The sequence below is a fragment of the Bacillus sp. OTU530 genome (assembly GCF_038440375.1).
In genome coordinates this window covers 1-12,245 of record NZ_JASATP010000019.1, presented here as the reverse complement: position 1 = coordinate 12,245, position 12,245 = coordinate 1, and the positions used below count along the sequence as shown (strand labels likewise).

Below are 12,245 nucleotides of genomic sequence, written 5' to 3'. Positions count from 1 at the left end.
TAGGGGGAAAAGAAAATGCATGTAAAAAAGAAAGATACTGTACGAAGTTTTTTAATCTTACTTTCAATGCTCATCGTTATGATATTTATTTCCGGCTGCGGAAAACAAACATCAAGTACCTCTGGGTCTGATAAATATGAAACGTTAGAGCTTCGTTACCAAGGTTCTGTAAATAATGTTACATTTCCTGAACTGGCAGAGGATTTAGGATATTTAGCTCCAATTAAGCTGAAATGGATTGGGAACACAACCAGCGGACCACAGGATATTCAATCAGCTGTAACAGGGGATGTTGATTTTGGTGGAGCTTTTAATGGAGCAGTTACGAAGTTAAAGGCAGCAAAGGCACCGATTAAGTCAGTTGTTGGTTATTACGGTGTTGATAAAAACACTTGGAGCGGCTTTTTTGTATTAGATGGAAGTCCTATCAAGACAGCTCGGGACTTAATCGGAAAAAAAGTGGCGATGAATACACTCGGTGCCCACCATGAATTTATGTTAAAAGAATATTTACACAGAAATGGTTTAACAAATGAGGAGATTAAACAAGTCACTTTGGTGGCCCTTCCTCCCGTCAGCACAGAGCAAGCGTTACGGCAGAAGCAGATTGACGTTGCGGTACTTGGCGGTATTCTGCGGGATAAAGCGCTTGAACGCGGCGGAATCCATCCTTTATTTAGCGATTATGATTTGTTTGGTGAATTTACCGCGGGAAGCTATGTAATGACTGAGAAATTCCTGAAGCAAAATCCGAATACGGCGAAAAAATTTGTAGAGGCAACTGCCAAAGCAATTGAATGGGCTAGAACCACTCCTCGCGAAGAAGTTATCGCACGGTACGAAAAAATTATTAAGCAAAGAGGAAGAAACGAAGATACTTCTATTATTCAATATTGGAAGAGCACAGGTGTAGCAGGAAAAGGCGGGGTGATTGCGGATAAAGAATTTAGTGTTTGGATCGATTGGCTCATCAAAGATGGTCAGCTGAAAAAAGGGCAAATTAAGTCAAGTGATCTATATACGAATGAGTTCAATCCGTTTCAAAAATAAACCAAATGAAAGGGGACTATGAATATGAGTGTAAAAATTAGCTTTCAGCACGTCAACAAAGTGTTTCCAATCAAACAAGAAGGCAGGAAAAATTCTAAAGCTCAGTTCACTGCTTTACAGGATATTCATTTTGAGGTGAAAACAGGGGAATTCATGGTTCTCGTAGGTCCGAGCGGATGCGGGAAATCAACGCTGCTAGATTTGCTTGGGGGTTTAACGAAGCCGACATCTGGTCAGATCCTATTAGATGGAAAGCCTATCGATGGCCCAAGTCTTGACCGCGGGATTGTTTTTCAACAGTATGCATTATTTCCTTGGAAAACCGCTCAAGGAAATATCGAGTTTGGCTTAGAAGCAAAAGGTGTACCGAAAAAAGAACGCTCAGAACGAGCTAGACATTATCTTTCGTTAGTTGGCTTGTCAGGCTTTGAAAATCGATATCCTCATGAGCTTTCTGGAGGTATGAAGCAGCGGGTAGCCATTGCGAGAAGCTTAGCATATGATCCTGATGTCCTACTCATGGATGAACCCTTTGCTGCGTTGGATGCACAAACAAGGGAGACGTTACAAAGTGAGCTCCTTCGAATTTGGGAGCAAACAAAAAAAACGATTGTATTTATTACCCATGGTATTGACGAAGCAGTGTACTTAGGACAGCGGGTAGCCGTCATGACCTCCCGTCCAGGAAAAATCAAACAGATTATTGATATTCCACTTGAATCAAGGACAGGCGAAGAAGATTTGCGTTCCAATCCCGAGTTTGCAAAGATCCGTCATGATATTTGGAGCTTGCTTCGGGAAGAGGTAGCCAAAGCGCAAGAGCTTGAGCGAAATAAGCAGTTAGCCCACTCGCATAGAGGGAATTCGAAGAAAGAGGTGACTATTCATGGCTAATATTGGAGGAACAATTACCTTAAATAAAAAACAATCGCAAAAAGTAGTACTTCTTCCGTTCATATCATTAAAAAAGCTGTTCAAAAGCTTTGCTGCCATTTTTGTCTTACTGGCGGTATGGGAGATTGCACCTCGCCTCGGTTTTGTAGATCGCACATTTTTGCCGCCGTTTTCAGAAGTGGTTCAGGCTTGGTGGCAGCTTCTATTATCTGGTGAACTATTATCTCATTTCAAAGCTAGTTTATTTCGATCTTTAACCGGATTCGTAATCTCTTTATTACTAGCGATTCCACTAGGGCTCTTAGTAGGCTGGTATAAACCGCTTTCTGAAATTTTGACTCCATTGCTAGAGATATTTCGCAATACTGCAGCACTGGCGCTTCTTCCCGTCTTTGTTCTTATATTAGGGATTGGAGAAACATCTAAGATTGCTATTATCATATACGCTTGCTCATGGCCAATCCTTCTCAATACGATCAGCGGGGTAAAGCATGTTGATCCTTTATTAATCAAGTCTGCTAAATCGATGGGATTATCTCCAGTTCGATTATTTCAAAAGGTGATTCTCCCTGCTTCCGTACCGACCATTTTTACCGGTATTCGTCTAGCTGGTGCCAGTTCAATTCTCGTATTGGTAGCAGCAGAAATGGTTGGTGCAAAGGCCGGCTTAGGATATTTAATCAACTATGCGCAATACAATTTCCAAGTTTCGAATATGTATGCAGGTATTATTACAATTTCCGCATTAGGACTATTATTTAACTGGACTCTTGTAAAGCTGGAAGGACATTTTACAACTTGGAAAGCTACACAAGGAGAATAAAATATATTAATAGGAGAGATAAAGATGAGTAAAGAAAAACGACAATTCAGACTTGGAGCATTTTTTATGATTCCTGGCCATCATGTAGCTGCTTGGCGGCACCCAGATGCAAAGGCGGATGACGTATTGAAGTTCGATTTTTATAAAAAGTTAGCCCAAACAGCGGAACGTGGAAAGTTTGACATGATTTTCTTAGCTGATGGTTATGCAGTGGGCCAAAACGTCTCTCCTACAGCAATAGAGCAAACTGTTACCGTTCGTCCTGAACCCTTTACGTTATTATCCGCGCTTTCTTCCGTCACTGAACGAATTGGGCTGGCAGGAACTGTCTCTACTACCTATAACGAGCCGTTCCATGTCGCCCGTAAATTTGCTTCTTTGGATTACTTAAGTAATGGGCGTGCAGGATGGAATGTTGTCACATCCGCAACAAAGGCAGAAGCACTTAATTTCAGCAAAGAAGAGCACTTATTGCATGAGCTTCGATATAACCGAGCAGCAGAGTTTGTGGATGTAGTCACAAAGCTTTGGGACAGCTGGGAGGATGATGCCCTTGTGATTGACAAGACAGCAGGCGTTTTTGCGGACCGAGACAAGGTGCATCAGGTGAATCATAAAGGAACATGGTTTTCGGTTCAAGGGCCATTAAATATTGCAAGGCCGCCTCAAGGCCATCCGGTTGTAATTCAAGCTGGATCTTCAGAAGCTGGTAAAGAGCTAGCGGCTCAAACGGCGGAAGTGATTTTTACGGCCTGGCAGACACTAGAAGAAGCACAAACCTTTTATAGAGATGTTAAGGGGCGACTTGCTAAGTATGGACGTTCCCATGATGATTTGAAAATTATGCCTGGTATTTTTCCGATTGTCGGAAGAACAGAGGAAGAGGCGAATGAGAAAAAAGCGCTTCTCGAAGAATTGATTCCTCCAGCAGCAGGAGTTGGCTTGCTTTCCGCCATGATTGGAGTCGATTTATCTGGTTATCCTCTTGATGGACCCCTCCCGGAATTACCTAATCTAGATCAAATTAATGGAGGGAAAAGCCGTTTTCAGCTGTTGAAAGACTTAGCTGAGAGAGAGGGACTGACGATCCGTAAACTATATCAACAAATTGCCGGTGCTCGCGGGCATAGGGAAATAAAAGGGACTCCACAACAAATTGCTGATCAGCTAGAGGAATGGTTTAAAAATGATGCTGCCGATGGCTTTAATATTATGCCGCCATATTTACCGGGAGGCTTGGAGGATTTTGTTGATTTAGTTGTACCGGAACTGCAGCGTCGCGGTTTATTTCGCACTGAATATGAAGGACATACTTTACGTGAGAATTTAGGTCTTTCTCGTCCGGCGAATCAGTTTACAAAAGTTCATTAATCATCATGATCCTTGCTAGTCATGACCATGAGTCTTGATATAAGTAGAGTACCATTTTCAGAAACCCCAAGAATGATGCTGATAGGCATCGTTCTTGGACTGAATGTTCGGGTGGATTTTTAGTCGCTTTTACACGGATGGGAGGATTTATACATGAGTCATGCTGATTTAAATCTTCGTGCAGATGTGCTTGTCATCGGAGGCGGTCCCGCGGGTACTTGGGCAGCGTTAACCGCTGCTAAAGGCGGGGCAAAAGTTGTGCTTGTAGATAAAGGATACTGTGGAACAAGCGGTGCGACAGCTCCATCAGGCACTGGCGTATGGTATGTGAATCCTGATTCTAAAGAGCGAGAGAAGGCAATGCAAGGCCGGGAAGCGCTGGGTGGTTATTTAGCGGATCGCGGCTGGATGAAGCGTGTATTGGACCGCACTTTCGAGAATGTGAATCAAATCGCTGCATGGGGCTACCCATTTCCAAAGGATGAAATCGGTGTTTCCCACCGAGGTACCCTGCAAGGGCCTGAATACATGAAGCTAATGAGAAAACAAATTCAAAAAGCCGGAGTTCGTATTCTTGATCATAGTCCTGCTTTAGAATTGCTTGCTGATGAATATGGGGTAGCCGGTGCCGCTGGGATTAACAATCAAACACAAGAAGCATGGCGAATTGAGGCGGCAGCGGTTATTATTGCGACTGGAGGATGTGCCTTCCTTAGTAAAGCTCTTGGTACGAATGTGTTAACTGGAGATGGGTATTTGCTCGCCGCTGAAGCTGGAGCAAACTTTTCCGGAATGGAATTTTCTACGGCTTACTCGCTTGCTCCAGCCTTTTCTCCCGTAACGAAATCGGCTTTCTATACGTGGGCAACCTTTTATTATGAAGATGGTACGGTGATTGAAGGGGCTGGCTCGCAAAAAGGACGTTCTGTTATCGCTCGAACACTGCTTACACAGCCCGTGTATGCAAGGCTTGATAAAGTTAATGAGATGATGAAAACAGCTATGCGCAAGGCACAGCCTAACTTCTTTCTCTCATTCGATCGACTCGGTATTGATCCCTTTACGCAAAAATTTCCGGTTACATTACGATTCGAGGGAACAGTTAGGGGAACAGGAGGCATCCACATTGTAGATGAAACTTGTGCCACTCAAGTTCCAGGACTTTATGCAGCGGGCGATGCAGCAACACGTGAGCTGATCTGCGGCGGCTTTACCGGTGGGGGCAGTCACAATGCCGCTTGGGCCATGTCTTCTGGCTATTGGTCAGGAGAGGCTGCAGCTAGGTTTGCAATTAAACAAGGAAGCTACGCATCTAACCGAAATGCACAAGGCTTGTCGAGAGCTTCTGGGGTTCCGAAACAGCCGATTGTAAGCTCGGATGCGCCAGACTCTCAAGAAATAGTGAAAGCAGTACAAAACGAAGTGTTTCCGTATGATCGGAACTGGTTTCGGACCGGTGTTGGTCTGAAAGCCTCTCTTAATCGTTTGGACAGCATTTGGGAGGAGATCAAGCAAGGAATTGGGGCTAAAGATGGTAATGTGACTAGAATCCGTGAAGCTGCCGCTATGACGGCAACTGCCAGATGGATGTATACAAGCGGACTGGAACGAAAGGAGACCCGAGGTATGCATCGCCGTGAAGATTTTCCAACGATCGATCAAAAGCAGCATTATCGTATCTTAAGCGGCGGACTAGATCATACTTGGGCGAAGCCATTTGTTGATCAAAATCCTAAATTCCCTATAAGGGAGGGGATCGTTTTATGATTGAACTATTAAGTAAAGATCGCTGCATAAAATGTAATCTATGTGTATCTGTTTGTCCCACCAATGTGTTTGAAAAGACTAAGGCTGGAGATGCTCCTGTCATTGCCAGACAATCCGATTGCCAAAGTTGCTTTATGTGTGAATTGTATTGTCCAGTGGATGCTTTGTATGTAGCGCCTTTCGCTGAGCAAACTACTGAAGTGGATGAACAGGCTTTAATTAGAAAAGGAATACTTGGCAGCTATCGTGAAAATATCGGTTGGGGCAAAGGGAGAAAGTCTACCGCTTCCTCTGACCTATCTTATCTTGTTATGAAACGCATGCGGGCTTCTCATTAGACGAGCCTTTTGTTACAAAAAACTAAGGAAATGGGTGTATATGATGAGTTTAAAAATTAATCCTGTTGAACAACTTACGAGTGAGGTTGAGAAGTATCGTAAAGCTGAGTATTCTGTTAATCCCTTATTTTTAAATCGTTGGTCCCCTCGTGCATATTCCGGTCGGAAGGTGTCTGATGAAGAGCTATATAGTGTTCTTGAAGCAGCACACTGGGCCCCTTCATCCTTTAATGATCAACCTTGGCGCTTTATTGTGGCGAAAACAGAAGCCCAATTGAAGATTTTTCATGAATTCTTAAATCCTTTTAATCAAGCTTGGGCGGAAAAAGCTCCTGTTCTTGTTCTGATCGCATCGAACAAAAAGAGGGATAATGGTGATTTAAACAATGCACATGCATTTGATGCTGGCGCAGCTTGGGGACACTTAGCGATTCAGGCTACTTTACTTGGACTTAGTACGCATGCAATTGGAGGGTTCGATAAAGATAAAGCCCGAAGCTTACTGAAGATTCCAGAAGATTTTGATCTTCATGCGGTAATTACCATTGGTTATCGTGACAACAAAGAAACACTTGATGCGAATTTGCAAGAACGTGAAAATCCTAGTACTAGAAAACCATTAAAAGAAGTTATTTTTGAAGGATCACTAAATGCGTAAACTGAAGATACTTTGTTATGATTATTTATAAGAAACAAACTCTCTTATCCAGAAAGGTGAAGGGGCTGGTTTGGTGAAACCTCAGCAACTATAGTTTTTATTTTATAGGATGCCAATTCCAGAAGAGCCTAGCTTCAGCAGATAAGAAAGGGGATTTTTTATGAACATTAGAGAAAAGCAACTATGGATAAATGATTATTTAGATTTGTACCTTTATGCGGGAAGTATGGATGATATATCGTGGTAACAAGAAATTATTGGAAAACTACAAATACCATAATAAACCGATATGAATTTTAGGTTATCTGACCAGACGACTGGAGGTTCCTCTTGATTTTTTAGCAAAATCAAAAGGAGCCTTTTTGTGTTCAAAGGAAAGGGGGATATAACGTGAATGAAAAATTGATGTACAGAGGGAGGATATCTATTAGGGGAGTCTCAGTGATTAGCGTTAGCTTGCTATGTATTATTTGGGCAGTGAGCACCAATTTGAAATGGGTAGACCCTATTTTTCTACCGTCTCCTCAAGCTGTTTGGAGAGCATTTTTAGATTTATTAACAGAGGGATACAAAGGAGCATCGTTAAATACTCACATTCTAAATAGTCTATATAGGTTATCTTCGTCTTTGGTTTTAGCGTTTTTTACAGCAGTACCATTAGGAATCCTATGTGGCTATTCAAAATACATACTGGCTATTTTTGATCCTATTGTTGAATTTTATAGGCCGCTTCCTCCGCTAGCCTATTATGCCTTACTTGTGCTATGGATGGGGATCGATGATAAATCGAAAATAGCATTATTATTTCTAAGTGCTTTTGCTCCGTTGTTTCTGGCAACTGTATCTAGTGTACAGAAAGTTCCAAGTGATCGGATTAATGGTGCATTAACATTAGGAGCTTCAAAAGGGAAAGTTCTTTTATATATCATCCTCCCATCTGCCCTTCCAGACATTGTAACGGGTCTTCGCACCGCGATTGGGGTTACATATGCTACGCTAGTTGCTGCGGAAATGGTCGCTGCCACTTCAGGTATTGGCTGGATGGTATTGGATGCTAGTAAGTATTTACGGAGTGATATTGTCTTTGTAGGAATCATTTTAATGGGAGGGATCGCCATTTTAATGGATGGCATTATTAGATGGTATCAACGTGTTCAATTCTCATGGGTTGGGAAATAAGATTCCTAACATAGCAATTACAAAAGTTGGAGGAGAAATGATATGGTTTTTCAAAGGAAACGAAATACGTTATGGATTCTTATATTAATTATGATTATTAGTCTAATTACGGGTTGCTCGAATCAAGGAGCAGCAGGAGGGGCAGAAGACTCCACATCAAATGACATAGCACCAAAAGAAATTAGATTGGGATATCAAGTTTCCCCTAATGGAGAATTGCTAGCCAAAGCTTTAGGCTTGCTAGAAAAAAAGTATCCTGATGTAAAAATTAATTGGATTAAGTTTGATTCAGGCCGAGATGTGAATAATGCGATGGCAAGTGGGAGTATTGACTTTGGTCTTGTAGGTACACCTCCGGGTTCAATAGGAATTGCAAACAAGTTACCGTATAAAGTGTACTACCTGCATGATATTATCGGCGAAAGCGAAGCGTTAATCGCAAAACAAGATTCTGGTATTCAATCATTAAAGGATTTAAAAGGGAAGAAAATTACGACCACCTTTAGTTCAACGTCTCATTATAGCTTGCTAAAGGCTTTAGAAAAGGAAGGTATTAACCCTCAAAAAGAAGGAATTACGCTCCTTGATATGCAGCCAGCTGACATTTATGCTGCTTGGAAACGGAATGATATTGATGCAGCTTACATTTGGCAGCCGATACAGACTAAGTTGATCACTGAAGGCGGGAATATGATTATTAGTTCAAAAGACTTGGCACAAAAAGACATTGTGACTGGGGAATTTGGAATTGTGAATAAGGATTTTGCGAAGAAGTACCCTAACATTGTTAAAGGATATATCGCTGTCTTAGATGAGGCAGTACATTATTATCACGACAAACCAGAACAATCTGCTCAGCTTCTCTCTAAAGAATTAGGCTTGTCTCCTGAGGAAAGCTTAACAACAATGAAGCAAATTATCTGGCTGGACGCTTCCCAGCAGAAGGAGTATTTTGGAACGTCAGGGCAGCCAGGGAAACTAGCTAACGTCTTAAAAGATACTGCGGATTTTATGGTCAAACAGAAAAATATATCGTCTGCGCCGGATTTAAATACATATCAGCGTGCGTTGCTAAGCGATTTGTATAAACAATAGAAGAGAAAGGAGAAGTAATATGAGCGTAAGTATCCCACATAAACAACATGCAGAGACTGTAAATCGTTCTAATGTAATTGAAATAAAAGATTTGAGTGTACGTTATGAAAATCAAGATTTATGTGTATTAGAGCATATTAATCTCGAATTATATGAAGACGATTTTGTTTGTGTATTAGGTCCATCAGGTTGTGGGAAATCTTCATTGCTAAATGTTATAGCAGGGTTTCAGAAGCATATAATAGGTGAGGTCAGAATCAATGGAAATCCCCATAGAAAGCCTAATGCCGATGTAGGAGTAGTATTTCAGCATCACAATTTATTTCCGTGGTTATCAATTGAAAAAAACATTGAATTTGGTTTAAAAATGCAAGGCATACCGAGGGCAGTGAGAAAGCATACAGTTTCTTACTACCTGGAAATCGTGGGGTTAGAAGCTGCTACTAAAAAGTTACCTTATCAGCTTTCAGGGGGGATGAAGCAAAGGGCAGCTATTGCAAGAACGCTTGCTGCGAACCCTAAGGTTATGTTAATGGATGAACCTTTTAGTGCTCTAGATGCTTTAACTCGTGTATCCATGCAAAACCATCTTCTTGAAATTTGGAGAAAAACGAAAAAATGTGTGTTTTTTATTACACATGATGTTGAAGAAGCGTTATTGCTAGGGACGCGTATTGTAGTTATGCAGTCCAATCCTGGAAGAATTATAGTCGACATGCCAAATCCTCTATCTAGACATAATAAATCAATAGAAGAAATGAAACGTGATAAGGATTTTAGTAGGTGGTGTGATTATTTCATTTCCAGTATACGTGATGGAGAGATAAAAAACGGCGGATAAAAATAATAATTTTCTAAATTCAATTATGTATTGTTTTCGCAAATGGAACCTTTCTAGGTTCCATTTGCATTTCAAGATGAAGAAAGGTGGAGAAGGGGTAATGAGTTGGATTTTACTTTTACTAGGGATTTTATCGGAGGTATTAGGTACAACGTCCATGAAAATGTCTGAAGGATTTACAAGACCAATTCCTTCAATCTTTATATTTGTTTTTTATGGATTGAGTCTTACTCTGGTAACGTTGGCACTTAAACAGATTGATGTAAGTATTGCGTATTCTATCTGGTCTGGGCTAGGTACAGCTATTATCGCAACTATAGCTCTCATTTATTTTAAAGAACCTATCTCCTTAGTTAAAATATTGTCGATACTTATGATTATTGGTGGTGTAATTGGCTTAAATATAAGTGGGGGTACCCATACAAAGGAAGTATCCCCAGAGCAGGTACAGACAGAAATTAGCGCAGAGTAATACCCATAGAATTTCTAAACTATTAATTTTTTATTTTGAAATATCAATTAAAGAATTGACAGTGTAACAGGAAAAGTATTACAATCTAAATATCAAACAAAGTACATAAGATTAGTATGAATTAAATTTCTATAAGTAAGAGCTGATCAGTTAACTGAAGGCCAGGACACCAATAGGTGCTCTGGCCTGTTCTTGTTTATTCAAAACTTTCTTTGTTTGTCAAAAAAATAGAATTATATTCTGAAGGAAACGTAAGGGGGAGATTGTATGAGTAAGACTAATCCATCAAATTCTACTAAAGTTCAGTTAGAAATTAAACCAGTTACAGCGAGGATTGGGGCTGAAGTAACAGGGATTCGACTATCTGCTGATTTGAACACTTCGGAAGTGTTGGCGATACGAGAGGCTTTATTAAAATACAAGGTATTGTTTTTCCGTGATCAACAGCACCTTGATGATGCTGGCCAAGAAGCGTTCTCGCGTCTATTTGGCGAATTGTATGCTCATCCAACGGTACCGAGTAAAGATGGCACGAGCATTCTTGAACTTGATTCAACTCATGGAGGGCGTGCAGATGCTTGGCATACAGATGTAACATTTGTAGATGCGTACCCTAAAGCCTCCATTCTCCGCTCAGTTATCATCCCTGAAGTTGGTGGGGACACGATTTGGGCAAATACAGCAACTGCTTATCGAAATTTATCCAAAGAATTGCGTAATCTTGTTGATCAGCGCTGGGCGTTGCATACAAATGATTATGATTATGCAGCTTATCACACACAAGCATCATCAGAGGATTATCGTTATTATAAGGACGTATTTACATCAACTATTTATGAGACTAAGCATCCTCTCGTACGGGTGCATCCAGAAACAGGAGAGCGAACATTGGTATTAGGACAGTTTGTAAAAAGAATTCTTGGATTATCCTTGTCTGATTCCAATCATCTCCTTTCCGTTTTGCAAGATCATATTACCAAACCAGAAAATACTGTACGCTGGCGCTGGGCTGTCGGTGATGTAGTGATTTGGGATAACCGTGCAACACAGCACTATGCGGTTAACGATTATGGTGATCAACATCGGGTGGTACGTCGGGTCACTTTGGCAGGGGATGTCCCTGTTAGTGTGGATGGTCAGCGTAGCGTTACGCAAACGAAGGTTAAAGTTGTTTCTGATAAAGCCTAATCAAAATTTATTCAGAGTATGTTTAAGAATATTTTCAGGCGGGAATACGTTTGTATCCCGCTGATTCTTAAGGGGGTATAGCCAAGTGGTAAGGCATGGGTCTGCAAAACCCTTATTCCCCGGTTCGAATCCGAGTACTCCCTCCGATGGGTCTGTTCTAATTTTCTATAGTCTTTTAAGAATAAAAATGAATGCTATATTTTTTATCAAGGCGATGAAAATGCTCTAATGATTAAGAATGCAAACAGGATAAAGGCAGAAGACATCATAAACAAAATTGAAAGCTATATTGATGATGTTTATATAGTCGATACGGACTTTACATGGACATATATCCATACTCATGAGGAATTTTGCGGACCGTATTTCTACAAAATTTAAGAAAAATAACGAATTATTCTTGTTCAACTAAAGGATGTTGAATGTTGAATGTTGAATAAAAAATACATTTACTTCCGATAAGTATGATTATGTGCACATGAAAGCCCTCAATCTGGAGGGCTTTTTTATAGGTTACTAAATACAGTGACTACCGATAATGCGGACTTATGTAAACCTCACATGTATAG

General features: G+C 40.8%; 12 protein-coding genes, 1 tRNA gene, 1 pseudogene and 1 riboswitch. All 14 genes and pseudogenes read left to right on the top strand.

Annotated features, from left to right (window positions below):
• Positions 1-66: 66 nt before the first annotated feature.
• Positions 67-1,050, top strand: coding sequence for an ABC transporter substrate-binding protein (locus AAHB12_RS15200; protein ID WP_446715569.1), 984 nt, complete (start codon positions 67-69; stop codon positions 1,048-1,050).
• Positions 1,051-1,074: 24 nt separating this feature from the next.
• The gene (locus AAHB12_RS15195; RefSeq protein ID WP_129726225.1) at positions 1,075-1,944 is read left to right on the top strand and encodes an ABC transporter ATP-binding protein; all 870 of its coding nucleotides are present in this window, start codon (positions 1,075-1,077) and stop codon (positions 1,942-1,944) included.
• Positions 1,937-2,767 carry an ABC transporter permease gene (locus AAHB12_RS15190; protein ID WP_342045858.1) on the top strand — a complete coding sequence of 277 codons (831 nt, stop codon included), beginning with the start codon at positions 1,937-1,939 and terminating at the stop codon, positions 2,765-2,767. Before AAHB12_RS15195 ends, AAHB12_RS15190 begins: the two co-directional genes overlap by 8 nt.
• Positions 2,768-2,791: 24 nt before the next feature.
• On the top strand, positions 2,792-4,138 hold the full coding sequence (locus tag AAHB12_RS15185) for an LLM class flavin-dependent oxidoreductase (RefSeq protein ID WP_342045857.1): 1,347 nt from the start codon (positions 2,792-2,794) through the stop codon (positions 4,136-4,138).
• A 153-nt stretch (positions 4,139-4,291) separates the two neighbouring features.
• Positions 4,292-5,905, top strand: a complete 1,614-nt coding sequence (locus tag AAHB12_RS15180; RefSeq protein ID WP_342045856.1) for an FAD-binding protein — start codon at positions 4,292-4,294, stop codon at positions 5,903-5,905.
• Entirely contained in the window at positions 5,902-6,243 is a 342-nt protein-coding gene (locus AAHB12_RS15175) for a ferredoxin family protein (RefSeq protein ID WP_342045855.1), read from the top strand. The genes AAHB12_RS15180 and AAHB12_RS15175 overlap by 4 nt, the downstream gene beginning before the upstream one ends.
• A gap of 43 nt (positions 6,244-6,286) precedes the next feature.
• Entirely contained in the window at positions 6,287-6,901 is a 615-nt protein-coding gene (locus AAHB12_RS15170) for a nitroreductase family protein (RefSeq protein WP_342045965.1), read from the top strand.
• Between the two features lie 41 nt (positions 6,902-6,942).
• Positions 6,943-7,049, top strand: a riboswitch (SAM riboswitch).
• A 242-nt stretch (positions 7,050-7,291) separates the two neighbouring features.
• A complete protein-coding gene (locus AAHB12_RS15165; protein WP_446715566.1) occupies positions 7,292-8,080 on the top strand; it encodes an ABC transporter permease in 789 nt (262 codons plus the stop codon).
• A gap of 42 nt (positions 8,081-8,122) precedes the next feature.
• A complete protein-coding gene (locus tag AAHB12_RS15160; protein WP_342045854.1) occupies positions 8,123-9,175 on the top strand; it encodes a taurine ABC transporter substrate-binding protein in 1,053 nt (350 codons plus the stop codon).
• A gap of 19 nt (positions 9,176-9,194) precedes the next feature.
• Positions 9,195-10,016, top strand: coding sequence for an ABC transporter ATP-binding protein (locus AAHB12_RS15155; protein WP_342045853.1), 822 nt, complete (start codon positions 9,195-9,197; stop codon positions 10,014-10,016).
• A 100-nt stretch (positions 10,017-10,116) separates the two neighbouring features.
• The gene (locus AAHB12_RS15150) at positions 10,117-10,488 is read left to right on the top strand and encodes a DMT family transporter (protein ID WP_342045852.1); all 372 of its coding nucleotides are present in this window, start codon (positions 10,117-10,119) and stop codon (positions 10,486-10,488) included.
• Between the two features lie 267 nt (positions 10,489-10,755).
• Positions 10,756-11,676 (top strand): TauD/TfdA dioxygenase family protein, encoded by a 921-nt coding sequence (locus tag AAHB12_RS15145; protein ID WP_342045851.1) that lies wholly within the window; start codon positions 10,756-10,758, stop codon positions 11,674-11,676.
• Between the two features lie 71 nt (positions 11,677-11,747).
• A tRNA-Cys gene (locus AAHB12_RS15140) sits at positions 11,748-11,819 on the top strand.
• 46 nt (positions 11,820-11,865) lie between these two features.
• Positions 11,866-12,057, top strand: a pseudogene (locus tag AAHB12_RS31805) (DUF4275 family protein); the annotation flags it as partial.
• Positions 12,058-12,245: the final 188 nt, after the last annotated feature.

Coding starts and splice junctions, on each gene's coding strand:
- AAHB12_RS15200 (WP_446715569.1), top strand. CDS start 67: ATGCTCATCGTTATGATATTTATTTCCGGCTGCGGAAAACAAACATCA.
- AAHB12_RS15195 (WP_129726225.1), top strand. CDS start 1,075: ATGAGTGTAAAAATTAGCTTTCAGCACGTCAACAAAGTGTTTCCAATC.
- AAHB12_RS15190 (WP_342045858.1), top strand. CDS start 1,937: ATGGCTAATATTGGAGGAACAATTACCTTAAATAAAAAACAATCGCAA.
- AAHB12_RS15185 (WP_342045857.1), top strand. CDS start 2,792: ATGAGTAAAGAAAAACGACAATTCAGACTTGGAGCATTTTTTATGATT.
- AAHB12_RS15180 (WP_342045856.1), top strand. CDS start 4,292: ATGAGTCATGCTGATTTAAATCTTCGTGCAGATGTGCTTGTCATCGGA.
- AAHB12_RS15175 (WP_342045855.1), top strand. CDS start 5,902: ATGATTGAACTATTAAGTAAAGATCGCTGCATAAAATGTAATCTATGT.
- AAHB12_RS15170 (WP_342045965.1), top strand. CDS start 6,287: ATGAGTTTAAAAATTAATCCTGTTGAACAACTTACGAGTGAGGTTGAG.
- AAHB12_RS15160 (WP_342045854.1), top strand. CDS start 8,123: ATGGTTTTTCAAAGGAAACGAAATACGTTATGGATTCTTATATTAATT.
- AAHB12_RS15155 (WP_342045853.1), top strand. CDS start 9,195: ATGAGCGTAAGTATCCCACATAAACAACATGCAGAGACTGTAAATCGT.
- AAHB12_RS15150 (WP_342045852.1), top strand. CDS start 10,117: ATGAGTTGGATTTTACTTTTACTAGGGATTTTATCGGAGGTATTAGGT.
- AAHB12_RS15145 (WP_342045851.1), top strand. CDS start 10,756: ATGAGTAAGACTAATCCATCAAATTCTACTAAAGTTCAGTTAGAAATT.